Source organism: Pantoea sp. paga (assembly GCF_007558755.1).
In the GTDB taxonomy this organism is placed as follows: Bacteria; Pseudomonadota; Gammaproteobacteria; order Enterobacterales; family Enterobacteriaceae; genus Pantoea; species Pantoea agglomerans.
In genome coordinates this window covers 92,151-114,274 of the sequence record NZ_VLTF01000001.1, presented here as the reverse complement: position 1 = coordinate 114,274, position 22,124 = coordinate 92,151, and the positions used below count along the sequence as shown (strand labels likewise).

The 22,124-nt window shown below is 54.6% G+C and carries 24 protein-coding genes and 1 other annotated feature; of the genes, 8 read left to right on the top strand and 16 right to left on the bottom strand.

Features of this window, described 5'->3' with window-relative positions; all coding sequences use genetic code 11:
- Positions 1–42: 42 nt before the first annotated feature.
- Entirely contained in the window at positions 43–1,089 is a 1,047-nt protein-coding gene (locus FOV68_RS00525; protein ID WP_031590476.1) for a 3-deoxy-7-phosphoheptulonate synthase, read from the top strand.
- Between the two features lie 7 nt (positions 1,090–1,096).
- On the opposite strand, the gene FOV68_RS00520 is transcribed toward FOV68_RS00525, so the two are convergent.
- The 15 genes from FOV68_RS00520 to FOV68_RS00450 all read right to left on the bottom strand — a co-directional run bounded on the left by FOV68_RS00520 (position 1,097) and on the right by FOV68_RS00450 (position 14,903).
- Positions 1,097–2,548: a YdiU family protein gene (locus tag FOV68_RS00520; RefSeq protein ID WP_064704419.1), complete on the bottom strand. Its 1,452-nt coding sequence runs from the start codon at positions 2,546–2,548 to the stop codon at positions 1,097–1,099.
- Positions 2,549–2,628: 80 nt separating this feature from the next.
- Entirely contained in the window at positions 2,629–3,375 is a 747-nt protein-coding gene (locus tag FOV68_RS00515; RefSeq protein WP_134160046.1) for an EAL domain-containing protein, read from the bottom strand.
- 295 nt (positions 3,376–3,670) lie between these two features.
- The gene (locus FOV68_RS00510) at positions 3,671–4,129 is read right to left on the bottom strand and encodes a C40 family peptidase (protein ID WP_010245666.1); all 459 of its coding nucleotides are present in this window, start codon (positions 4,127–4,129) and stop codon (positions 3,671–3,673) included.
- 68 nt (positions 4,130–4,197) lie between these two features.
- Positions 4,198–4,947 (bottom strand): vitamin B12 ABC transporter ATP-binding protein BtuD, encoded by a 750-nt coding sequence (gene btuD / locus FOV68_RS00505; RefSeq protein ID WP_143990158.1) that lies wholly within the window; start codon positions 4,945–4,947, stop codon positions 4,198–4,200.
- Entirely contained in the window at positions 4,948–5,493 is a 546-nt protein-coding gene (locus FOV68_RS00500) for a glutathione peroxidase (protein ID WP_031590481.1), read from the bottom strand.
- A gap of 50 nt (positions 5,494–5,543) precedes the next feature.
- Entirely contained in the window at positions 5,544–6,527 is a 984-nt protein-coding gene (gene btuC / locus FOV68_RS00495; protein ID WP_143990157.1) for a vitamin B12 ABC transporter permease BtuC, read from the bottom strand.
- Between the two features lie 179 nt (positions 6,528–6,706).
- Complete coding sequence (gene ihfA / locus FOV68_RS00490; RefSeq protein ID WP_003853259.1) at positions 6,707–7,009, bottom strand: integration host factor subunit alpha; 303 nt, start codon at positions 7,007–7,009, stop codon at positions 6,707–6,709.
- A gap of 4 nt (positions 7,010–7,013) precedes the next feature.
- A complete protein-coding gene (gene pheT, locus FOV68_RS00485; protein ID WP_143990156.1) occupies positions 7,014–9,401 on the bottom strand; it encodes a phenylalanine--tRNA ligase subunit beta in 2,388 nt (795 codons plus the stop codon).
- Positions 9,402–9,415: 14 nt separating this feature from the next.
- A complete protein-coding gene (gene pheS, locus FOV68_RS00480) occupies positions 9,416–10,399 on the bottom strand; it encodes a phenylalanine--tRNA ligase subunit alpha (protein WP_010245680.1) in 984 nt (327 codons plus the stop codon).
- Positions 10,400–10,470: 71 nt separating this feature from the next.
- Positions 10,471–10,596 (bottom strand) — a sequence feature (Phe leader region).
- On the bottom strand, positions 10,547–10,591 hold the full coding sequence (pheM, locus tag FOV68_RS00475) for a pheST operon leader peptide PheM (RefSeq protein WP_106120997.1): 45 nt from the start codon (positions 10,589–10,591) through the stop codon (positions 10,547–10,549). Its footprint overlaps the feature before it by 45 nt.
- 117 nt (positions 10,597–10,713) lie before the next feature.
- Complete coding sequence (rplT, locus tag FOV68_RS00470; protein ID WP_003853267.1) at positions 10,714–11,070, bottom strand: 50S ribosomal protein L20; 357 nt, start codon at positions 11,068–11,070, stop codon at positions 10,714–10,716.
- Positions 11,071–11,114: 44 nt separating this feature from the next.
- Complete coding sequence (gene rpmI, locus FOV68_RS00465) at positions 11,115–11,312, bottom strand: 50S ribosomal protein L35 (protein ID WP_010245683.1); 198 nt, start codon at positions 11,310–11,312, stop codon at positions 11,115–11,117.
- A gap of 99 nt (positions 11,313–11,411) precedes the next feature.
- Positions 11,412–11,963: a translation initiation factor IF-3 gene (infC, locus tag FOV68_RS00460; RefSeq protein WP_029519030.1), complete on the bottom strand. Its 552-nt coding sequence runs from the start codon at positions 11,961–11,963 to the stop codon at positions 11,412–11,414.
- A gap of 3 nt (positions 11,964–11,966) precedes the next feature.
- Positions 11,967–13,895 carry a threonine--tRNA ligase gene (gene thrS, locus FOV68_RS00455; RefSeq protein ID WP_143990155.1) on the bottom strand — a complete coding sequence of 643 codons (1,929 nt, stop codon included), beginning with the start codon at positions 13,893–13,895 and terminating at the stop codon, positions 11,967–11,969.
- A gap of 246 nt (positions 13,896–14,141) precedes the next feature.
- On the bottom strand, positions 14,142–14,903 hold the full coding sequence (locus FOV68_RS00450) for a YdiY family protein (protein ID WP_031590484.1): 762 nt from the start codon (positions 14,901–14,903) through the stop codon (positions 14,142–14,144).
- A gap of 350 nt (positions 14,904–15,253) precedes the next feature.
- On the opposite strand from FOV68_RS00450, the gene ghoS reads away from it, so the two are divergent.
- Both ghoS and FOV68_RS00440 read left to right on the top strand, forming a co-directional pair.
- Complete coding sequence (ghoS, locus tag FOV68_RS00445) at positions 15,254–15,571, top strand: type V toxin-antitoxin system endoribonuclease antitoxin GhoS (RefSeq protein ID WP_031590485.1); 318 nt, start codon at positions 15,254–15,256, stop codon at positions 15,569–15,571.
- Between the two features lie 78 nt (positions 15,572–15,649).
- Positions 15,650–16,543, top strand: a complete 894-nt coding sequence (locus FOV68_RS00440; protein WP_143990154.1) for a fructosamine kinase family protein — start codon at positions 15,650–15,652, stop codon at positions 16,541–16,543.
- A 12-nt stretch (positions 16,544–16,555) separates the two neighbouring features.
- Here the strand turns inward: FOV68_RS00440 and FOV68_RS00435 are convergent, their stop codons facing one another.
- Positions 16,556–17,092, bottom strand: a complete 537-nt coding sequence (locus tag FOV68_RS00435) for a YniB family protein (RefSeq protein ID WP_010245694.1) — start codon at positions 17,090–17,092, stop codon at positions 16,556–16,558.
- Positions 17,093–17,238: 146 nt separating this feature from the next.
- Between FOV68_RS00435 and hxpB the strand changes: the two genes are divergently transcribed.
- From hxpB to FOV68_RS00410, 5 genes are all read left to right on the top strand, one after another.
- Entirely contained in the window at positions 17,239–17,907 is a 669-nt protein-coding gene (hxpB, locus tag FOV68_RS00430) for a hexitol phosphatase HxpB (protein ID WP_039391791.1), read from the top strand.
- Between the two features lie 173 nt (positions 17,908–18,080).
- Positions 18,081–18,917 (top strand): 5-dehydro-4-deoxy-D-glucuronate isomerase, encoded by an 837-nt coding sequence (gene kduI, locus FOV68_RS00425; RefSeq protein ID WP_143990153.1) that lies wholly within the window; start codon positions 18,081–18,083, stop codon positions 18,915–18,917.
- Positions 18,918–18,933: 16 nt separating this feature from the next.
- Positions 18,934–19,695: a 2-dehydro-3-deoxy-D-gluconate 5-dehydrogenase KduD gene (gene kduD / locus FOV68_RS00420; protein ID WP_143990152.1), complete on the top strand. Its 762-nt coding sequence runs from the start codon at positions 18,934–18,936 to the stop codon at positions 19,693–19,695.
- A gap of 140 nt (positions 19,696–19,835) precedes the next feature.
- Entirely contained in the window at positions 19,836–20,426 is a 591-nt protein-coding gene (locus FOV68_RS00415) for a metal-dependent hydrolase (RefSeq protein WP_031590489.1), read from the top strand.
- A gap of 151 nt (positions 20,427–20,577) precedes the next feature.
- Positions 20,578–21,969 carry an L-cystine transporter gene (locus tag FOV68_RS00410; RefSeq protein ID WP_010670021.1) on the top strand — a complete coding sequence of 464 codons (1,392 nt, stop codon included), beginning with the start codon at positions 20,578–20,580 and terminating at the stop codon, positions 21,967–21,969.
- Positions 21,970–22,124: the final 155 nt, after the last annotated feature.

The window sequence follows — 22,124 nt, the reverse complement described above, 5'->3', positions numbered from 1 at the left end:
CCCGGTATTTCACCGCTGCGAAGAACCGTTTTCGAGAATCCCATGAACAAAACCGACGAACTGCGTACCGCACGCATTGGTAGTCTGATTACCCCCGCCAGCCTGGCGGCTGAGCATCCTGTCTCTCCGGCAATTGCCGACAATGTCACCGCTGCCCGTAAACGTATTGCCCGTATTCTGACTGGCGAAGATCCCCGCCTGCTGGTGGTGATTGGCCCCTGCTCGCTGCACGACCCGAAAGCGGCACTGGAATATGCTGAGCGTCTGAACACGTTACGCCGCCGCTATGAAGATCGGCTGGAGATTGTGATGCGCGCCTACTTTGAAAAGCCGCGCACCGTAGTGGGCTGGAAAGGCTTAATCTCCGATCCCGATCTGGATGGGAGCTACGATGTGAACCGCGGCATAGGCATCGCCCGCCAGCTGCTGATTGATATCAACGCGCTGGGCCTGCCTACCGCCACGGAATTCCTGGATATGGTGATCGGCCAGTTTATTGCCGATCTGATTAGCTGGGGCGCGATTGGCGCACGTACCACCGAAAGCCAGATCCACCGCGAAATGGCATCGGCCCTCTCCTGCCCGGTAGGCTTTAAAAATGGCACCGATGGTAACGTACAGATTGCCGTGGATGCGATTCGCGCCGCGCGCGCCAGCCACATGTTCCTTTCGCCCGATAAGCTGGGCCAGATGACCATCTATCAGACCAGCGGTAATCCGCATGGTCATGTGATCCTGCGTGGCGGCAAACAGCCTAACTATCATGCCAGTGATGTTGCCGCCGCGGCCGAAAGTCTGTCGGCGTTTAATCTGCCACAGCAGCTGGTGATCGACTTCAGTCACGGTAACTGCCTGAAGCAGCATCGTCGTCAGATGGATGTCGCGGCAGAGGTGGCAGAACAGATTAAAGCGGGATCGCAGGCCGTTGCCGGTGTGATGATTGAAAGCTTCCTGGAAGAGGGCAATCAGAAAGTCGTCAGCGGCGAACCGCTGGTCTACGGCAAGTCGATTACCGATCCCTGCCTCGGCTGGCAGGAGAGCGAAAAGGTGCTCGCCCTGCTGGCCGAGGCGGTTTCTCACCGCCTCTGAGTCTGCATCAGCTGGAGCAGCTCACTTCAAGGGTTTTGCCCCAGTCTGGCGGCCGCTGACGATATTCAGCGGCTGTCTGATCGCTAAAGGGTTGCTGTAACGCCTGATGCAGACGTGCCAGCGCCCCCTGCTCTCCCCGCTCCGCCTCTTCAATCGCCTGCTGAGCCAGATAGTTGCGCAGAATCACCGCCGGATTGGATGCCTTCATCACGGCCTGGCGTTCTTCATCACTGACCTGCTCATCCATCAGACGGCTGCGATAGCGCTGATACCAGCTATCAAACGCCTCACGATCGATAAACTCATCCCGCAGCGGTGAACGGCTTTCAGCCTGCTGCGTCTCACTGAGCAGGCGGAACGTCAGGGTGTAATCGCTATGCTCCTGCGTCATCAGTGCCAGCAGATCGGTCAGAATCTCATTATCGCTGCTCTGCTGCGTCAGCAGACCGAGTTTCGCCCGCATCCGTTCGCCCCAGACCCGCATCAGTTCAGGTTCGTAGGCGCTCAGTGCCGTCCGCAACTGCTCGGTGGTCAGCAGACCCGACAGCGCATGTGCCAGCCGGTTAAGATTCCACATGCCAATCATTGGCTGATTTTCAAAGCTGTAGCGCCCCTGATAGTCGCTGTGATTACAGATGAAGTCGGGCTGATAATCATCCAGAAAACCAAAGGGGCCATAGTCGATGGTCAGACCCAGAATCGACATGTTATCAGTGTTCATCACTCCATGAGCAAAGCCCACGCTCTGCCACAGCGCAATCAGACGCGCAGTGCGTAACACAATGTCGGTAAACCACTGTTGATAGCGATCTGCTTCAGCGTCCAGATGCGGCCAGTGATGGCGAATGGCGTAGTCGGCCAGTTGCTGCACTTTCTCCTGCTGCTGGCTGTAAAAGAAATGCTCGAAATGACCGAAACGCAGATGACTCGGTGAAATGCGCATCAGCATCGCGCCACGCTCTGTTGTTTCGCGGTAGACCGGCTCATCACCTATCGACAGGGTCAGCGCACGCGTGGTGGGAATGCCCAGATGATGCAGCGCTTCCGAGGCGAGAAACTCACGCACGCTGGAACGGATCACGGCACGGCCATCGCCCATGCGGGAATAAGGCGTCAGGCCTGCGCCCTTGAGATGCCAGTCCAGCTTGCTGCCATCCTCCAGACGCTGCTCACCCAGCAGAATGCCGCGTCCGTCGCCCAGCTGGCCCGCCCAGACGCCAAACTGATGGCCGCTGTAGACCTGCGCCAGCGGCTGCATGCCGGGCAGCAGTGCTGCACCGTGCCAGACGGCATGACCCTTATCGGCAAAGAGCGCGTTATCCAGCCCCATTGAGGCTGCAAGCGGTGCGTTATGATATAGCAGGTGTCCGCCTGCCAGTGGCGTGGGGTTCAGCGCGGTGTAACATCCGGTAAGTTCACGAAACCAGGTGTTGTCAAAAGAGGCCTTGCCTGAGGACATTGTTTCTCCCGTGCGATGCTCAGCGTTACTTAAGGTTAGTCCTCTAGTGTAACGCTGATAGCGGGGATTAACAGGAAGTATCAGCCGGGATGCTGCGCGGATGGCACACGATCGTCGGCGCAGATCAGCGAATGTAGCGCGTCAGATTTTACCACCGGGAAGAGCGCACCCTGAAACTCGGCACCGCTCAGCTGGCTGACTTTATCCAGCAGCACGTCGTCATCAATGCCACAAATAATGAGCCGGTCACAATGGGCGCGGAAATTATCGATAATGCTCTGAATAAACGGCACGAATGAAGCGCGCTTTGCCAGCGAATGAATAAACTCTTTGTCCAGGCAGATGCAGCTGAATAAATTATCGTAGACTGCATTAGAGGGGGTCTTACCCGCGCCAAAATGAGAAATCGCTAAATTAAACTCAGCATGCAGGCTTGCCAGCAGGGGATTATTTTTCCCCAGTTTTAGTTGCGGAAACGTTTCAGTAATATTCAGCAGAATGAATGGCAACTGCTTTATTTTGCGCATCACTAATTCGCTGGCCAGCAGCGTCCGGGCCATGCCTTCATCAATACGTATAAATGCTGACACAGTATGCGCTTCAAAAAAGCCGCGATGCTGCTCCAGCAATCCAATCTGACTTTGCAGCAGGCGCAGCTGCTGCGACTCATCAAGCTGCGGCAGCAACAGATCCTGTGGCAGGGTGATGGGGGCACTTTCATGCACAAACTGCGTGACCAGCTCGACAGCGGTGAGTCGCCCATTAACATCACAGACAGGATAAAACCAGATTTCCGACTGATAGTCGGCCGAAAGATGAATTTTCATTTTAATGCCAGAATATGCGGCGATGGGGATATCGTATAGTAATGGTCCGGCGCAGGCAATAGTGCCAAATCATTGAAGAGACGAACTTCTTTACTCTTCCATTGCCGTTTGGCAGCAGGCGATCACCCTTAAGCCAAATAGTGGCGATAAAACAGCGGTTATTAGTGGAATTAAATAAGCGTTTATTATGTTTATTAAAACCCACGCTCAATAACTGTCATTTAAAATAAACCTTTTACTCTCTGTTTTAACTCTATTTAAAATTGGACTTAAGTCTGATTCCCCGGACCTGCGTTTAAATACGACGCGCCTGCCAGAACACTTTTCGCCAGTAGACATTGTCGAGCGAAGAGCGGATGACACCCTGGCTGGTTGAGGCATGAATAAAGGCGTTATCGGTGTCATAAATGCCCACATGCAGGCCATTCTCCCCGCGACCGGTTTTGAAGAAGACCAGATCGCCTGGCAGCAGCTCGTCTTTGCTGATTCGGGTGCCAATATCGCTTTGTGCTGAGGTGGTGCGTGGCAGTTGCAGCGCAAATTTATCCCGGAAAGTCAGATAGACAAAGCCGGAGCAGTCAACCCCGTTACGGCTCATGCCGCCATAGCGATAAGGCGTACCACGCCAGTTACCGAGCTGATCGTTCAGTTCCGCAATCACGGTGATCGAATCGGAAAGACGGCCATTAATCGGCGGAGCGTGATGACTGCATCCCGTCAGCAGCAGAACTAAAATCAGCAAACCCAGGCGCATCGCCAAATGTCCTTATCAGAAGTTGCAACCGGCTTAATGTAGCGGTAAAGCCCGCCGGGTAGCAAGTGTCAGGGCAATACGGTCAGCAGCGTGCGTCCTTCGAGTTCAAGCTGCCGGAAAGCAATCTGATAGAGCGGTGTCAGGCGCTGCGGCGTCAGAACCTCTGCTGGTTCACCCTGGGCAATCAACTCTCCCTGATCCATCAGCCAGACCCGATCCGCCTGTTGCAGGCTGTGGTTGAGGTCGTGACTGCTGGCGATAACGCTGATGCCCGCCGCGCACAGTTCGGCAATCAGATCGTCCACCGCTTTTTGCTGGGCGATATCCAGCGCGGTCATGGGCTCATCAAGGATCAGCAGCCGCCCGTGTGGATTGATGTGGGGATCAATCTGCACGCAGACCGCCGCCAGCCTGACACGCTGCCATTCACCACCGGAGAGCCGGGTCAGTGAACGCGATAATTTATCCTGCAGCTGAAGCCGTTTCAGCAGCGTGCTGAGGCGATTGTCTGCCTGCCCCCCCGCCTGTTTCAGATGCAGACGCAAATAGTGCCAGACCGGCATCTGGCTCAGCGGTGCCTGCTGCTGAGGCAGCCAGCCGCGAACCCGGGCCATCGCCGCGCCGTTCCAGTCACTCAGCGGCTGTCCGTCCAGCAGCACAGTGCCGGAGGCGGGTTGCAGTCCCGCAATCACACTGAGTAAGGTGCTTTTGCCTGCACCGTTCGGGCCTGCCACATGCAGCAGCTGACCGGCGGCAAGCTCACCGGTCAGTGGCAGCAGCTGTCCGGGGACGGCGGCCTGTTGCAGGCGCAACAGCATCTATTTTGCCAGCGCCTGCTTGATGGTTTCCAGAATGATCGGATCTTCCGGCGTCATGTCAGGTGCAAAACGCTGGATCACGCTGCCGTCACGGCCAATAAGGAATTTTTCGAAGTTCCACAGGATGTCGCCCTGCTCTTTCGGCGCGCGTCCTTTGCTCTCCATGCGCTCGTAAAAGCCGCTGCCTTCCGGGCGCACCGCGTCAGGTCGGGCCGCAATCAGCTGGGCATAGAGCGGATGGCGGCCTGCGCCATTCACGTCGGTTTTGGCAAACATCGGAAACGTGACGCCATAAGTGGTGCTGCAGAAGGTTTTAATCTCCTCACTGCTGCCCGGCTCCTGCTCCAGAAACTGGTTGCAGGGAAAACCGAGTACGCTGAAGCCCTGATCCTGCCAGGCTTTCTGCAGGTTCTCCAGCTCTTCATATTGCGGCGTCAGACCACATTTCGAGGCAACATTGACCACCAGCAGTACCTTGCCCTGCCATTGTGACAGCGTGGTTTTTTCCCCATCGAGCGTAACCAGTTCAGTTTGATATATGTTCATGCGGTTTCCTGTTGTGGATGCTGTTGTGGATGCAGAGTCGCCAGCCGAAGCTAGCGTGAAGATTTCACCAGTAAAATAATAAACAGCGGCGCGCCCAGTGTCGCCGTCACGACACCTATCGGTAATTCTGCCGACGTCAGCGCCAGACGAGCCACAATATCGGCTGCCAGTAATACACCTGCGCCAGCCAGCGCCGATGCCGGCAGCAGATAGCGGTGATCGCTGATGCCGCTCATACGCAGCAGATGCGGGATCACCAGTCCGACAAAACCAATAGCACCGGCCATCGCGACGCTGATGCCGACCAGCCAGCCCATGGCGAGCACCAGCAGATTACGCCAGTAGAAGAGAGACAGTCCGAGCTGGCGGGCAGATGTCTCGCCCAGCGCCAGCAGATTAAGAATCTGCCCGGTCGCCCCCAGGGCCAGCATCACCGGCAGCAGCGCCAGCATCATCCAGCCATAGCGCCAGTCAATCCCGCTGAAGCCCCCCATCATCCAGTACATCAACTGGCGCAGATCGAGGCTGGTACTGAAGTAGACCGCCCAGGTCATGATGGCACTACAGATAATTCCCAGCGCCACGCCGGTAAGCAACAGCCGGGTGACCGAGAGCTGACGATGGGCAAAATGCAGCAGGATGAGCGTAATAATCAGCGCACCGGCCATCGCCGCCAGACCAAGGCTCCACAGTGAGCCGCTGCCCAGCAGCACGCCAAGCACCAGGCCAATACCGGCACCGTTCGAGACACCAAGCAGGCCGGGCTCCGCCAGCGGATTTGTAAACAGCGCCTGCATTACGACACCGCATACCGCCAGCGATGCCCCGACCAGCACCACCGCCAGGCTGCGGGGCAGCCGCAACTGCCAGACAAAAAGCCTGCCGCTTTCCGTGAACCAGTCTGAGGGCGCGATCCAGCTGTCACCGACACACAGGCTGAGACAGAGCAGTGCAGAGAGCGTAAGTGCTAACACAATAAGCCATTTCTGGCCGCGCTGGTCGGCCTGGTGCGCGAGCTGGTCGAGCAGAGACATAAGCAGGATTAGCTGAGAAAACAGAGATTTGATTGTAGAGGGATTGCAGAAAAAAGAAAGGCAGATGAGGCGGTTTGCATTTTGCTGTCAGGAAGATTAACGGGCGCGGGAAGCGGGATTGCTGCTTACTGAAATCATGAAAAAAGGCCGCTTGCGCGGCCTTTTTGAAACGCTGAAATTCAGTCAGTCTCTTTGGGTGTAGCGTTCTCTACGCGGCTTTTCAGCTTCTGTCCTGGGCGGAACGTTACTACGCGACGCGCAGTAATCGGAATATCTTCACCCGTTTTCGGGTTTCTGCCAGGACGCTGGTTTTTGTCACGCAGGTCAAAATTACCAAACCCAGACAGTTTTACCTGTTCTCCATTCTCCAAAGCGCGACGTACCTCTTCGAAAAACAGCTCTACTAACTCTTTGGCATCGCGTTTGCTCAGCCCGAGTTTCTCAAACAGGTACTCTGACATCTCAGCTTTTGTAAGCGCCATAGGTTCAATCCCTCAAGGTTGCCTGGAATCGCTCTTTTAATGCCGCAACGCATTTGCCAACGGTCGCGGCAATCTCCTCTTCTTCGAGTGTCCGGCTGGTATCCTGCAAAATCAGGCTGATTGCGAGGCTCTTGTAGCCCTCAGAAACGCCCTTACCGCGGTACACGTCAAACAAGTTTACGCCAACTACCTGATTTACGCCAACTTTCTTACACTCCGCGATGATATCTGCTGCAGGGACGTTTTCAGCCACCACAACGGCAATATCACGACGGTTCGCCGGGAAGCGAGAAATCTCGCGCGCGTCAGGCAGGACGCGGTCTGCGACCTTATTCCAAAGCAGTTCAAAGACTAAGGTGCGGCCATTGAGATCAAGCTTACGTTCCAGCTCAGGATGAACCACACCAATAAATCCGATATGTTCATCATGCAAATAAATCGCCGCGCTCTGTCCTGGATGCAACGCCGGATTCGCTTCAGCACGGAAGCTGATGTCATCCAGTTTGCCGGTTAAATCGAGCAGCGATTCTAAATCGCCTTTCAAATCATAGAAGTCAACTGTCTGGCGCGCCAGATCCCAGTGCTCTTCAACGCGGTTACCGCTGATGACGCCAGCCAGCATAAGATCCTGACGGATGCCTAAATCTGCCTGGGTATCCGGCACAAAGCGTAAGCCGCTCTCAAACAGGCGCACGCGGCTCTGCTGACGGTTCTGGTTGTAGACTACCGCGCTGAGCAGGCCGGTCCAGAGTGAGAGACGCATGGTCGACATATCGCTGGAGATGGGGCTCGGCAGCAACAGCGCCTCTTCACCCGGGTGCAGCAGCTGCTGAATTTTCGGATCGACGAAACTATAGGTAATCGCTTCCTGATAGCCCTTATCCACCAGCAGATTTTTCGCGCGCTTCAGCGACAGATTCGCTTCGCGATGCTGAGTCATCACCAGACCCGCCTGTACCGGCACGTCCGGAATGTTGTTGTAGCCGTAAATACGGGCCACTTCTTCAACCAGATCTTCTTCAATCGCCATATCGAAGCGCCAGCTCGGGGCGACGGCCTGCCACTGCCCTTCTCCCACGGTCACTTCACAGCCGAGGCGCGTCAGAATGTCAGTAACCTGCTCATCCGCGATCACGTGGCCAATCAGACGGTCCAGCTTTTCACGACGCAGCGTAATCGTCGCTGGTACAGGCAGGGCGGACCGATGAGTCTGATCGATGATCGGGCCCGCTTCACCGCCGCAGATTGACAGCAGCAGCTGGGTAGCACGCTCCAGCGCGATATGTTGCAGCGCCGGATCAACACCACGCTCGTAGCGATGTGACGCGTCGGTATGCAGACCATGACGACGGGCGCGGCCGGTAATAGAGAGCGGTTCAAAGTAAGCACACTCGAACAGGATGTTCTGCGTTTCGCCGTTCACGCCCGAATGTTCGCCACCAAAGATACCAGCCATCGCCAGCGCTTTCTGATGATCGGCGATCACTAAGGTATCACTCTGCAGGCTGGCTTCAGTGCCATCCAGCAGCGTCAGCTTTTCGCCCTCTTTCGCCATACGCACCACGATACCGCCGTCGATGCGGTCGAGATCGAAGGCGTGCATCGGCTGACCCAGCTCCAGCAGAACGTAGTTAGTGATATCCACCACCGGATCGATAGAACGAATACCACAACGACGCAGCTTCTCTTTCATCCACAATGGCGTTGGCGCCTTAACGTTTATGCCTTTTACTACACGGCCCAGATAGCGTGGACAGGCTTCTGTCGCATCAACCTGAATCGGGAAAGTGTCGTTCAGCGTCGCAGCGACCGGCTGCATCTCCGGCACGTTCAGTGGCAAACCGTTGAGGACGGCGACATCACGGGCGATACCGATCAGACCCAGACAGTCAGCGCGGTTAGGCGTGACGCTGATTTCAATGGTGTTGTCATCAAGCTGCAGGTAGGCGCGGATGTCGGTGCCAATCGGCGCATCGGCTGGCAGTTCGATGATGCCGTTGTGGTCGTCGGAAATTCCCAGCTCGGAGAAAGAGCAGAGCATGCCTTCAGACGGCTCGCCACGCAGTTTGGCCGCTTTGATTTTGAAATCACCTGGCAGCACGGCGCCTACGGTGGCGACGGCGACTTTCAGTCCCTGACGGCAGTTCGGCGCGCCACAAACGATATCCAGCAGGCGATCGCCGCCCACATTGATTTTGGTCACACGCAGCTTGTCTGCATTCGGGTGCTGGCCGCACTCCACCACTTCCCCGACCACGACGCCGTGGAAGGCACCGGCAACCGGATCAACGCCGTCGACTTCCAGACCGGCCATAGTGATTTGTTCAGACAGCGCAGCGCTGTCCAGGGCTGGATTTACCCATTCGCGTAACCAGAGTTCACTGAATTTCATTGGATATCCTGCCCTTACTTAAATTGTTTGAGGAAACGTAAATCATTTTCAAAGAAGGCACGCAGATCGGTCACGCCGTAGCGCAACATGGTCAGACGCTCCATGCCCATACCAAAGGCGAAACCGGAGTAGACTTCCGGATCGATGCCGACATTGCGCAGCACGTTAGGGTGAACCATGCCGCAACCCAGCACTTCCAGCCACTTGCCGTTTTTACCCATGACGTCTACTTCTGCTGATGGCTCAGTAAACGGGAAATAGGAGGGACGGAAACGAATCTGCAGATCTTCTTCGAAGAAGTTGTTCAGGAAATCGTGCAGTGTCCCTTTCAGGTTGGTAAAGCTGATGTTTTTATCCACAATCAGCCCTTCCATCTGATGGAACATCGGGGTATGGGTCTGATCGTAATCGTTACGGTAAACGCGGCCCGGCGCAATAATGCGAATCGGCGGCTGCTGAGCCTTCATAGTACGGATCTGCACGCCGGACGTCTGGGTACGCAGCAGGCGCGTGGCGTCGAACCAGAAAGTGTCGTGATCGGCACGGGCCGGGTGATGGGCAGGAATATTCAGCGCATCGAAGTTATGGTAATCATCTTCAATTTCTGGCCCGGTTACGACGCCAAAGCCTAACTCACCAAAGAAGGTCTCAATGCGATCCATGGTGCGGGTCACCGGATGCAGGCCGCCATTCTCAATGCGACGACCTGGCAGGGAGACATCAATGGTCTCTTCAGCCAGACGGGCATTCAGCACCGCAGCTTCGAGGGCATCTTTGCGCGCATTCAGGCGTTCGGTGACCTGCTGCTTCGCTTCATTGATTACCGCACCCGCTGCCGGGCGCTCTTCGGCTGGCAGCTCGCGTAACGTAGTCATCTGCAGTGTCAGATGTCCTTTCTTACCCAGGTATTCGACGCGCACCGCGTCAAGGGCGGCGATATCCGTCGCCCCGTCGATGGCCGCCGTGGCGCTGGCCACCAGTTCTGCGAGTTGGGACATAGTTTCCTCTTTTTCCAGTCAGGCTGGTCAGTTCTCGTTGGGACCTGCCGGTCCAATATGCTAGCGCCAGAAACAAAAAAGCCTCCACGAGGGAGGCTTTTAGCGCGATTTTTCGTTTCTTTTCTTATGCGCAAAAGCCCCTGGATGTCAGGCGCTAAAGTAAAAAAAGAAACGGAAAATAGCAGCGTTCATGCTTGCGGTTACCTTGTCATGCGATACAGGGGGTCTATTGAAATGCTCAGCGCCGAAAATGTCAATCTTTTGCGTAAGTTACAGGCAATAAAAAAGGGAGCAAGCTCCCTTTTCCATCTGACTTACGCCAGGGCTGATTTCGCTTTTTCGACCAGTGCAGAGAATGCCACTTTATCGAATACCGCGATGTCGGCCAGGATCTTACGGTCAATCTCAATGGCTGCTTTTTTCAGACCATTGATGAAACGGCTGTAAGACATGCCGTTCTGACGTGCCGCTGCGTTGATACGCGCGATCCACAGCTGACGGAACTGACGCTTACGTTGACGACGGTCACGGTAAGCATACTGACCAGCTTTGATAACAGCCTGGAAGGCAACGCGGTAAACACGTGAACGTGCACCGTAATAGCCTTTAGCTTGTTTTAAGATTTTTTTGTGACGTGCGCGAGCAACTACACCACGTTTTACACGAGCCATTTAGCTCTCCTGTTTAATATTCTGAATTAATGAAAAAAATTTACTTATGCGTACGGCAGGCAGGCAATAACCAGACCCAGATCGCCTTTTGACACCATGCCTTTCGGACGCAGGTGGCGTTTACGCTTAGTAGATTTTTTAGTCAGAATATGACGCAGGTTTGCGTGTTTACGCTTGAAGCCGCCAGAAGCGGTCTTCCGGAAGCGCTTGGCCGCGCCACGTACAGTTTTAATCTTTGGCATTTTAAAAATATCCACTTCGCATTGTTAATAACATGACCCAGACAGGCGAACAGTTAACCGCACAGCGCGAACGCTGCGCGGTTAGTGTTACTTGAAAGCCTACTGTTTCTTCTTAGGAGCGAGCACCATGATCATCTGGCGGCCTTCGATCTTCGAAGGGAAGGATTCGACAATGGCCAAATCCAGATCTTCACACAGGTCTTTACGGACGCGGTTAAGCACTTCCATACCGATCTGCTGGTGCGCCATCTCACGACCGCGGAAACGCAGCGTGATTTTGGCTTTATCGCCTTCTTCCAGAAAGCGAATCAGGTTGCGTAGTTTGACCTGATAGTCGCCATCATCGGTTCCAGGACGGAATTTGATTTCCTTAACCTGAATAACTTTTTGCTTCTTCTTCTGTTCCTTAGAAGATTTGCTTTTTTCATAGAGGAACTTGCCGTAATCCATGATGCGGCAGACCGGCGGTTCGGCATTCGGGCTGATTTCGACTAAGTCGCCGCCCGCTTCCTCGGCTTTTTCCAAAGCTTCGCGTAATGTGACAATGCCAATCGGCTCGCCATCCATGCCTGTTAAGCGCACTTCAGTTGCGCGGATTTCACTGTTGATTTTGTTCGGACGCGTCGGTAGTACTCGTTTTCCGCCTTTAATACTTTATTCCTCCAATTGTTGAAGATTTCGGCTGCGAATCTCTTGTTGAAGCTTCTCAACAAACACATCGACATCCATCGACCCAAGGTCTTTACCACGGCGGGTGCGAACGGCAACTTTGCCAGATTCCACCTCTTTATCACCGCAGACCAACATATAAGGGACGCGACGTAATGTGTGCTCGCGGATTTTAAAGCCTATCTTCTCATTTCTCAAGTCTGCCTTCACACGAATGCCAGCATTCTGCAGCTTACGCGTCAAAGACTCAACATATTCTGCTTGTCCGTCGGTAATATTCATTACCACGACTTGCAGCGGTGCCAGCCAGGTTGGGAAGAAACCGGCGAATTCTTCGGTCAGAATACCGATGAAACGCTCCATTGACCCCAGAATCGCACGGTGAATCATCACTGGCGTCTGACGATCATTGTTTTCACCCACGTAGGTTGCTTCAAGGCGTTTTGGCAGGGAGAAGTCTAGCTGAACTGTTCCGCACTGCCAGGCGCGATCAAGACAATCGTACAAAGTAAACTCAATTTTAGGACCGTAGAACGCGCCTTCGCCTGGCTGGAACTCAAACTCAATATTGTTTTCGTTCAGCGCCGCAGCCAGATCTTCCTCGGCACGATCCCACATCTCATCCGTACCGATGCGCTTCTCAGGACGGGTGGATAACTTCACCACAATCTTTTCAAAGCCGAAGGTGCTGTACATGTCATAAACCATGCGGATACAGCTGTTCACTTCGTCACGCACCTGCTCTTCAGTACAGAAGACGTGTGCATCATCCTGGGTAAAGCCACGAACACGCATCAGGCCGTGCAGCGCGCCTGAGGGTTCATTACGGTGACAACTGCCGAACTCTGCCATACGCAGCGGCAGGTCACGGTAGGATTTCAGACCCTGATTAAAGATCTGAACATGCCCAGGACAGTTCATCGGTTTGATGCAATATTCACGGTTCTCAGATGAGGTAGTGAACATGGCTTCTTTATAGTTTTCCCAGTGCCCGGTTTTTTCCCACAGGACACGATCCATCATGAATGGACCTTTAACTTCCTGGTACTGGTACTCTTTTAACTTGCTGCGGACAAACACTTCCAGCTCGCGGAAGATGGTCCAGCCGTCATTATGCCAGAAGACCATGCCTGGTGCTTCTTCCTGCATATGGTAGAGATCCAGCTGCTTACCAATCTTACGATGGTCACGCTTCGCGGCCTCTTCCAGACGCTGCAGATAGGCTGCCAGCTGCTTTTTATCTGCCCATGCGGTGCCATAAATACGCTGCAGCATTTTGTTGTTGCTGTCGCCGCGCCAGTAGGCACCGGAGATCTTCTGCAGTTTAAAATGATGGCAGAACCGCATGTTCGGCACGTGCGGACCGCGGCACATGTCGACATATTCTTCGTGATGATACAGGCCAGGCTTATCGGCATGGCTGATGTTTTCATCAAGAATGGTGGTCTTATAAATTTCGCCGCGCGCCGCAAAGACGTCACGAGCTTCCTGCCAGCTGACCTTCTTCTTCACCACATCGTAGTTGGTTTCAGCCAACTGATGCATGCGTTTTTCCAGCAGGTCGATATCTTCCTGGGTCAGGGTACGATCGATGTCGACATCATAATAGAAGCCGTTATCAATGACCGGGCCAATCGCCATTTTGGTATCCGGCCACAGCTGTTTAATCGCATGCCCTAACAGGTGCGCACAGGAGTGACGGATAATTTCCAGACCCGCTTCATCTTTAGCGGTAATGATCGCTACGGCGGCATCTTCGGTGATGGGATCAACAGCATCAACCAGTTCACCGTTAACACGACCGGCGATACAGGCTTTCGCCAGACCAGGACCGATGTCCAGCGCAATATCCATCACACTGACAGGGCGGTCAAACACGCGCTGGCTGCCATCAGGAAGCGTAATTACAGGCATTTCATATCCTTATTTGCAGTGGTAAGCCACACGAAAGCCTACATGCAACGTAATGTAAAATTAGTGACCTGGCGTGATATCAGACCCACATTGTCGGAATGTCGCCAGGATTTCAGTGCGGGGCCGATGATAGCAGTTTTCCCCGGCGAGAAAAACCCATCCCTTTTTTGCTAAGCCCTGGAGAAATCAAAAAAAAGCGGCCTGACATGCTGTCAGGCCGCTGTGAATGCTGCTGCAAAAATGCACTTACATTGCGTAAGAGAGCATGATTGAGGTTTTGGTATCGGTACGATCAGGTGCCGATTCCGGCGGATTGTTGTTCCAGCTGACGTTGTAAGCCAGCTTCAGCGCGAAGTGGCTGTTGATAGCCACCTGCAGACCGGTTTCGGAGTTCACCGTGGTGTCTTCTCCGAAGCTGCTCAGCACTGACACGCCCTGAATAAATTTAGTGGTATCGGTGAGCTGCCACTGATAGCTGACTGCGCCATAGCCCAGCGCTTTAGTCTGATGACCGCCAGCGTGATAATCGTCATAACGTACACCCGGACCCAATTCCGCACGCAGCGAGTGCACCGGACCATTCAGAATCTGACGACCGTAACCGGCTGTCAGCACGTCGCGTGAATCGTAACCATTGAAACGATCGCTTAACCAGCTCGCCTGTCCAAACAGATAGTCATACGAGTTAAGGTTGTAACGTGAACGACCCCCGATGTTGTAAGTTTCAGAAGAGCGCTCATCGTTTGACGAGGTGTTGGCTGCGTTACCCCACAAGCTGTAAGCCATAGATGACTGATACCAGGTCATATTGGTCTGAGCCGTCATTGATGAACTGGTGGTGTTACCGGTTTGCGCCAGATATCCCGCAGCAGCAGAACCTTCAAAAGGCTTTTTAGCTGTTGAAGGGTCATCCATTGACGTAAATACGGCGTTATCGGCCATTGCCTGGTGACAGAAAGCTCCGGCGGAGAGCAAAAGAACAGCAGACAGCTTGTTATAGGCTTTCATTAAATGTGATCCGTGCGACTGTTTAAAAAACGGAGAGTCTGAAGCGTTTTGCCGGGCATTCAATGCAATTTACGGTAAGTTTTGTAAAAAATTATTAACTTACACAAAATGCCTGGAATCACCCTGACAACCCCTGTTAATTGGGACTCATCTTATTAACGTCGCGCATTATAGTGCTGCCCAAACGAAAAGCCAGACGCAACGGCAGAAGATTTTTACGTTATGCTGCTGGCTCCTGACACGAATTTACGCTATGCATCACGTCACACACGCAGCATCTCCTTCATAATTCGCCTGATTTTTCACCATGGTCTACGCTCAGTTCAGTTTCCCTTCCCCGGAGGTGCCTCATGAGCAACACCTTAACCCGCTATATCGTGACCTTTCACTATCAGGAGTCGGGCTTAAGTGACATCCTGGAACTGACCAGCGCAATGACCGCCGCAGGTTTCACGACCACGATGACAGATGACGACGGCCATCCACATGAACTTGGTACGAACAGCTATGGCATCGTCAGCACGCTGGAGGCTGAGGAGCTGCGGCAGCAGGTCACTGCGGCCGGTGAAAGCGCGCTGGGTCAGGAACCCGAGGTGACCGTCACGACCTTCGAAGAGTATCTGCGCGATGCTGCCGATCATCACCCTGTCACCCCGGCGCCAGAATAAAGGGTGCAATCACACGGTTTTTGGTGAATATTTACGCAATACAATCGAACTTACGCAGCGAATAACGAGGATAGCCCAATGTGGTCAGCCATTAGTCGTCTGTTAAGCGAGCAGTTAGGCAACGCCGAAATCACTCAACGTCACGCCCTCGGGGGGGGTGATATCCATCCCACCTGGCACATCCGCTACGGTGATCATGACGTTTTCGTCAAAAGTAACAGTCGCGATATGCTGTCGCTCTTTACCTGGGAAGCAGATCAGCTGGATTTGCTGGCGCGCACCGGCACGGTAAGGGTGCCTAAAGTTTATGGTGTGGGTCATCATCGCGAGGAGAGCTTTCTGCTGCTGGAATATATCAGGCCACAGCCGCTTGATGAGCAGAGTGCGTATCAGCTGGGTCAGCAACTGGCGCATCTGCATCAGTGGAGCGAGCAGACGCAGTTCGGCCTCGATTTCGACAATAACATCACCACGACGCCCCAACCCAATAGCTGGCTGCGACGCTGGTCGGTTTTTTTTGCTGAACAGCGCATTGGCTGGCAGCTGCAGCTGGCGGCAGAAAAGGGAATTCAGTACGGGGATACAGAGCTGATCGTTGCCTGCGTGCAGCGGGTGCTCGCGTCACATCATCCGCAGCCGTCACTGCTGCATGGCGATCTCTGGCCGGCTAACTGCGCCAGCAGTGAGAGTGGCCCCTGGCTGTTCGATCCTGCCTGCTACTGGGGCGACCGTGAGTGCGATTTAGCCATGCTGAGCTGGTACCCTGACCTGCCTCGCCAGATTTACGACGGTTATCAGGCGGTGTGGCCGTTACCGGATGGTTTTTCGCAGCGTCTGCCGGTCTACCAGCTCTACTATCTGCTCAACCGGGCTAACGTCTTTGGCGGGCACTGGCCAGGCGATGCACAGTTCGCCATTGGCCAGTTGCTGGATGAGGATGCGCTGGGCGCCAGTCAGGCCAGACCGGCCTGACAAAGCTCGCGGTCAGATAAAGCCAAGCAGCGACAGCGCAAAATAACCGGCTATCGCAATCACCACCGGCAGGACATAGAGCGGGAAGATCTGCAGGAAGATGGTGTGGCGAGGTACGCGCACCTTCTCTTCCAGTTGCTGACGGCTACGCCCTTCGCTGCCTTTTGCCTGCTCCAGAATCATCTGATCCTCAATGCCTTCTTTGACGTGGCGCGCCTGGCGTCCCATCCGCGCGCCTGACGACTCCAGCGCCAGCCCGACAAAAATCAGAATGTAGATCAGCCAGAAACCCAGGTTCATCTGACCGTTAAATTCCGGTACCGGCGAGTTATGCCAGAAGACATTCAGGAATGGCGTGTTAAAGCGCAGCATATCGACGATGACGTGGACGAAATCGAGCATGACGGCATCAATGCCTGGCTGCTTTTCGCTATGCTTAAACATAAAGCTCAATACAGAAATAATGGTCGACAGCAGCGCCACTAAAAAGAGCACCCAGCCTGCCACTCGCTTGAGGATGGCAATACGGCCAGCCTGTTGATAGGTCATAATATCTCCTGAACCCGGAATCCAATTTGCCGTCAGTTTACCTGCCAACGGTGAAATTTCCCAAATAAAGCGTGGCCTGTCGGGCAGAGCGTGCGCCAGCAAAGAATGATGTTAAGGTAAAGCTGACTTTAAAAGGAGACCCCCTGATGCCTTATCACCGCCCTGTCCTTGCCGCCCTGTTTGATATGGATGGCTTACTCATCGATTCTGAGCCTCTGTGGGATCAGGCTGAGCTGGATATCTTTTCAACGCTGGATGTTGACCTGTCACGGCGCAGTGAAATGCCCGATACCCTGGGTCTGCGCATCGATCAGACTGTTCGGATGTGGTACGAAACGCTGCCGTGGCATGGCCCCTCTCAGCAGGAGGTCACTGAGCGGATTATTACGCGCGCCATGACGCTGGTGGATCAGACGCGGCCACTGCTGCCGGGCGTGGAAACGGCGCTGCAACTGTGCCGGGAACATGGGCTGAAAATCGGCCTTGCCTCCGCATCGCCGCTAAAGATGCTGGAACAGGTGCTGGAGATCTTCAATCTGCGCCCTTATTTCGACGTACTGGCTTCAGCAGAAGCGCTGCCCTACAGCAAGCCCCATCCCCAGGTCTATCTCAACGCCGCCGCCAGCCTTGCGATCGATCCGCTCAACTGCGTCACGCTGGAAGATTCGTTTAACGGCATGATCGCCACCAAAGCAGCGCGTATGCGATCGATTGTGGTGCCCGCCGCCGAACACCGTGACGATCCCCGCTGGGCACTGGCGGATGTCCGGCTGGACAATCTGACCCAGCTTAGCCTGCAGCATCTGCAGGGATAATATCAGCCCGCTTATGGCGGGCTTTTTATTGCCTGTTGCACCTGTCACTTGATCTGACCCGCAAAAAATAAAACAACGTTTCATTTTTATTGAATTCCCATCCCGCTCTGCCTAAGATGCCCAAAGCGTCCCCGTTTGGGGCATGAATAACCTGACCTGCAGAGAGGCCTGAGATGGACGTTCGTCAAAGCATTCACAGCGATCACGCTAAGCAACTCGACACTGAAGCACTGCGCCGCGAGTTCCTGATTGAGAAGATATTTATTGCCGATGATTACACCCTGACCTACAGCCATATCGACCGCATCATTATTGGCGGCGTCATGCCGGTGAATAATCCGGTCACTATCGGTGATGAGATGGGAAAACAGCTGGGCGTCTCTTACTTCCTTGAACGCCGCGAGCTGGGCATGATCAATATTGGCGGCCCGGGTCTGGTAGAAGTTGACGGTAAAGCGTGGGAAATCGGTCACGAAGAGGCACTTTACATCGGCAAAGGTGCGCGCAACCTGCTGTTCCGCAGCCTGAACCCTGCGCAGCCGGCCAAATTCTATTACAACAGTGCGCCAGCACACAGCACCTTCCCGGACAAGAAGATCACGCTGCAGGAAGCGGCCACCGCGACGCTGGGTGATGCCGCGACCTCCAATCGCCGCACCATTAACAAATTTATCGTGCCGGATGTGTTGCCCACCTGTCAGCTCACCATGGGCTTAACCAAACTGGATGAAGGCAGCCTGTGGAACACCATGCCCTGCCACACCCACGAACGCCGCATGGAAGTCTATTTCTACTTCGATATGAGCGAAGAGTGCGCCGTCTTCCACATGATGGGGCAACCGCAGCAAACCCGCCATCTGCTGGTACACAACGAGCAGGCGGTGATCTCACCCAGCTGGTCAATTCACGCCGGTGTCGGCACCCAGCGTTACACCTTTATCTGGGGCATGGTGGGTGAGAATCAGGTCTTTGATGACATGGACCACGTCAAAATCAGTGAACTGCGCTGAGCAGAGGAGAAATACCATGGTACTGAGTACGTTTAACCTGGAAGGTAAAATCGCGCTGGTGACCGGCTGTAACACCGGTTTAGGGCAAGGTATGGCGCTGGGTCTGGCCCAGGCGGGTTGTGATATCGTCGGCGTTAACCGTGATGGCCCGGATGATACCCAACGTAAAGTGGAGGCGCTGGGTCGCCGGTTCTGGCCGGTGCAGGCCGATCTGATGCAGACCAGCGTGGTGGCCTCAGTGGTTGAACAGGCGCTGGCCGCTGCCGGTAAAATTGACATTCTGGTCAACAATGCCGGCATTATCCGCCGTGAAGACGCACTGAATTTCAGTGAGCAGGACTGGGATGACGTGATGAATCTTAACAGCAAGAGCCTGTTTTTCCTGTCACAGCAGGTTGCCCGTCAGTTTATCGCGCAGGGTAATGGCGGCAAGATCATCAATATCGCCTCCATGCTCTCCTTCCAGGGCGGTATCCGGGTGCCCTCTTATACGGCGTCGAAAAGTGCCGTGATGGGGCTGACCCGTCTGATGGCGAACGAGTGGGCAAAACATGGCATTAACGTCAATGCCATCGCTCCCGGTTACATGGCCACCAACAATACGGAACAGCTTCGTAATGATGAGTCGCGCAGTGAAGAGATTCTGGGGCGTATTCCGGCAGGCCGCTGGGGCGTGCCGGATGACATGATGGGCCCGGTGGTCTTCCTGGCCTCTTCCGCATCTGACTACGTGAATGGCTACACCCTGGCGGTGGATGGCGGCTGGCTGGCGCGTTAATCTTACTGGCGGACAGTGTTTCATCGCTGTCCGCCTTGTTAATAATATTCATGCTTCGTTACAGCGTCACATGTTCTCATTTACTGGATAAATCCCTATACTGGATGCATCGACAGTTTTCTTTGCAACCAGGTTCTATCATGACGGGCGAAGGCCACATCATTTTTGCCATTGCCAGCGCTATCTTTGCGAAGCGTGCTGAGCTGACACCGGTGCTGGCGCAAGCCGACTGGTGGCATCTTGTTCCCTCAGCCCTGCTGACATGTCTGTTGCCCGATATCGATCACCCTAAATCTCTGCTGGGACAGCGACTGCGCTGGCTCTCTCATCCTATTGCGCGCGCGTTCGGCCATCGCGGCTTTACCCACAGTTTGCTGGCGATAGCCGCTGGTTTGTGGCTTTTTCAGATAAACCTGCCCCGGTCGTCGCCGATACCCCCTGATGTCCTGCAGGGTCTGACGCTGGGCTACCTTAGCCATATTGTGGCCGATATGCTGACGCCTGCCGGGGTTCCGCTGCTGTGGCCCTGCCGCTGGCGCTTCCGGCTGCCGATTCTGCGCAGCCAGAAAGGCAACCAGCTTGAGCGGGCATTGTGTCTGGGACTGGTGGGTTATGCGCTCTGGTTTCCGGTAGGCATGCCATCTTTTGGTGCAAACGGCTGGCCGTCACAGCTGTTCGATACGCTACAAAATGGCGTCGGACGGTTGATTTCCAGTCATACTGCGCAATAAATCAGCACAAAACACCTTAAAGTTATAAACCATGCCATTTGGATATAAGGCACCCTCTTCGCCTGCTGTTACCATTCCTGCTGTCTTAATTCGTGATTAACATTATGCGGCCTTTCCAGAGCGAAAGGCCGCATTACTCTGGAGTTTCAGTATGGACCTTCCTCTTACGCTTAATATCGTAGCCTTTGTGGTGCTGCTGGTATTGCTCTCTCGCTTCAGCCGTCAGAACTGGAGCCTGTCGAAAAAAGTGCTGACCGGTCTGGTGATCGGCGTGCTGTTCGGCCTGGTTTTGCAGTTGATCTACGGCGAAAACAGCGCAGTGGTCAAAGAGTCAATCAGCTGGTTTAACATCGTCGGTAATGGCTATGTCCAGTTGCTGCAGATGGTCGTAATGCCACTGGTGTTCGTTTCCATTCTGAGTGCGGTCGCCCGTCTGCATAACGCCTCGTCGCTGGGAAAAATCAGCGTACTGACAATTGGCGTACTGCTGTTTACCACTGCGATTTCGGCGCTGGTCGGCGTCTTTGTGACCGGCCTGTTTGGCCTGAGTGCAGAAGGTCTGGTTCAGGGCGTGCAGGAGACTGCGCGTCTCAGTGCGATTCAGAGTAACTATGTCGGCAAAGTGGCTGACCTGACCGTGCCGCAACTGGTGCTCTCCTTTATCCCGAAAAACCCGTTTGCCGATCTGACCGGCGCCAGTCCGACCTCGATTATCAGCGTCGTCATCTTCGCCGCCTTCCTGGGTGTAGCTGCACTGCAGTTGCTGAAAGATGATGAAGTTAAAGGTCAGCGCGTGCTGGTCGCGATCGATACGCTGCAGTCCTGGGTCATGAAGCTGGTGCGTTTAGTGATGAAGCTGACACCTTATGGTGTGCTGGCGCTGATGACCAAAGTGGTTGCCGGTTCTAACCTGCAGGACATCATTAAGCTGGGCAGCTTTGTGGTCGCCTCTTACCTCGGTCTGGCCATCATGTTTGGTGTCCACGCCCTGCTGCTGTCGGTAAATGGTATCAACCCGATGCGCTTCTTCCGTAAAGTGTGGCCGGTTATTACCTTCGCCTTCACCAGCCGCTCCAGCGCAGCCAGCATTCCGCTGAGCGTCGAGACCCAGACCCGTCGTCTTGGCGTGCCTGAGTCGATTGCCAGCTTTGCGGCCTCTTTTGGTGCCACTATCGGCCAGAACGGCTGTGCCGGTCTCTATCCAACCATGCTGGCAGTGATGGTTGCGCCAACCGTCGGGATCAACCCGTTTGACCCGCTGTGGATTGCGACGCTGGTCGGGATCGTGACGCTGAGCTCAGCAGGCGTTGCCGGTGTCGGCGGTGGTGCAACCTTCGCGGCGCTGATTGTCCTGCCTGCGATGGGTCTGCCGGTCACTCTGGTGGCGCTGCTGATCTCCATTGAGCCGCTGATCGATATGGGTCGTACAGCCCTGAACGTCAACGGTTCCATGACCGCCGGTTCTCTGACCAGTCGCTGGTTAGGTCTGACCGATAAGCGCGTCCTGGAAAGCGACGACAACGCCGAACTGGCGCACCGCTAATCTGCTTTGAACCTGGCGCGCCCGCGCCAGGTTATTCCCGCCCTTCTTCTCCATAATCTCCCCCATTAATGGCGACGCCGTTAAGAAACCGTTAAGCGTGGTAAAAAGGCGAAAAATCGCCGCTTTAGTGCTTGTCTTTGCCGGGTAAAAAGCGA

What these genes read in the sequence shown, in the direction of transcription:
- FOV68_RS00435 (WP_010245694.1), bottom strand. Translation starts at nt 17,092, where the DNA reads ATGACCTATCAACAGGCTGGCCGTATTGCCATCCTCAAGCGAGTGGCA.
- rplT (WP_003853267.1), bottom strand. Translation starts at nt 11,070, where the DNA reads ATGGCTCGTGTAAAACGTGGTGTAGTTGCTCGCGCACGTCACAAAAAA.
- FOV68_RS00440 (WP_143990154.1), top strand. Translation starts at nt 15,650, where the DNA reads ATGTGGTCAGCCATTAGTCGTCTGTTAAGCGAGCAGTTAGGCAACGCC.
- FOV68_RS00415 (WP_031590489.1), top strand. Translation starts at nt 19,836, where the DNA reads ATGACGGGCGAAGGCCACATCATTTTTGCCATTGCCAGCGCTATCTTT.
- FOV68_RS00500 (WP_031590481.1), bottom strand. Translation starts at nt 5,493, where the DNA reads ATGAACATATATCAAACTGAACTGGTTACGCTCGATGGGGAAAAAACC.
- FOV68_RS00510 (WP_010245666.1), bottom strand. Translation starts at nt 4,129, where the DNA reads ATGCGCCTGGGTTTGCTGATTTTAGTTCTGCTGCTGACGGGATGCAGT.
- kduD (WP_143990152.1), top strand. Translation starts at nt 18,934, where the DNA reads ATGGTACTGAGTACGTTTAACCTGGAAGGTAAAATCGCGCTGGTGACC.
- ghoS (WP_031590485.1), top strand. Translation starts at nt 15,254, where the DNA reads ATGAGCAACACCTTAACCCGCTATATCGTGACCTTTCACTATCAGGAG.
- btuC (WP_143990157.1), bottom strand. Translation starts at nt 6,527, where the DNA reads ATGTCTCTGCTCGACCAGCTCGCGCACCAGGCCGACCAGCGCGGCCAG.
- rpmI (WP_010245683.1), bottom strand. Translation starts at nt 11,312, where the DNA reads ATGCCAAAGATTAAAACTGTACGTGGCGCGGCCAAGCGCTTCCGGAAG.
- thrS (WP_143990155.1), bottom strand. Translation starts at nt 13,895, where the DNA reads ATGCCTGTAATTACGCTTCCTGATGGCAGCCAGCGCGTGTTTGACCGC.
- pheS (WP_010245680.1), bottom strand. Translation starts at nt 10,399, where the DNA reads ATGTCCCAACTCGCAGAACTGGTGGCCAGCGCCACGGCGGCCATCGAC.
- FOV68_RS00520 (WP_064704419.1), bottom strand. Translation starts at nt 2,548, where the DNA reads ATGTCCTCAGGCAAGGCCTCTTTTGACAACACCTGGTTTCGTGAACTT.
- FOV68_RS00450 (WP_031590484.1), bottom strand. Translation starts at nt 14,903, where the DNA reads ATGAAAGCCTATAACAAGCTGTCTGCTGTTCTTTTGCTCTCCGCCGGA.
- btuD (WP_143990158.1), bottom strand. Translation starts at nt 4,947, where the DNA reads ATGCTGTTGCGCCTGCAACAGGCCGCCGTCCCCGGACAGCTGCTGCCA.
- FOV68_RS00525 (WP_031590476.1), top strand. Translation starts at nt 43, where the DNA reads ATGAACAAAACCGACGAACTGCGTACCGCACGCATTGGTAGTCTGATT.
- ihfA (WP_003853259.1), bottom strand. Translation starts at nt 7,009, where the DNA reads ATGGCGCTTACAAAAGCTGAGATGTCAGAGTACCTGTTTGAGAAACTC.
- FOV68_RS00410 (WP_010670021.1), top strand. Translation starts at nt 20,578, where the DNA reads ATGGACCTTCCTCTTACGCTTAATATCGTAGCCTTTGTGGTGCTGCTG.
- FOV68_RS00515 (WP_134160046.1), bottom strand. Translation starts at nt 3,375, where the DNA reads ATGAAAATTCATCTTTCGGCCGACTATCAGTCGGAAATCTGGTTTTAT.
- hxpB (WP_039391791.1), top strand. Translation starts at nt 17,239, where the DNA reads ATGCCTTATCACCGCCCTGTCCTTGCCGCCCTGTTTGATATGGATGGC.
- kduI (WP_143990153.1), top strand. Translation starts at nt 18,081, where the DNA reads ATGGACGTTCGTCAAAGCATTCACAGCGATCACGCTAAGCAACTCGAC.
- pheT (WP_143990156.1), bottom strand. Translation starts at nt 9,401, where the DNA reads ATGAAATTCAGTGAACTCTGGTTACGCGAATGGGTAAATCCAGCCCTG.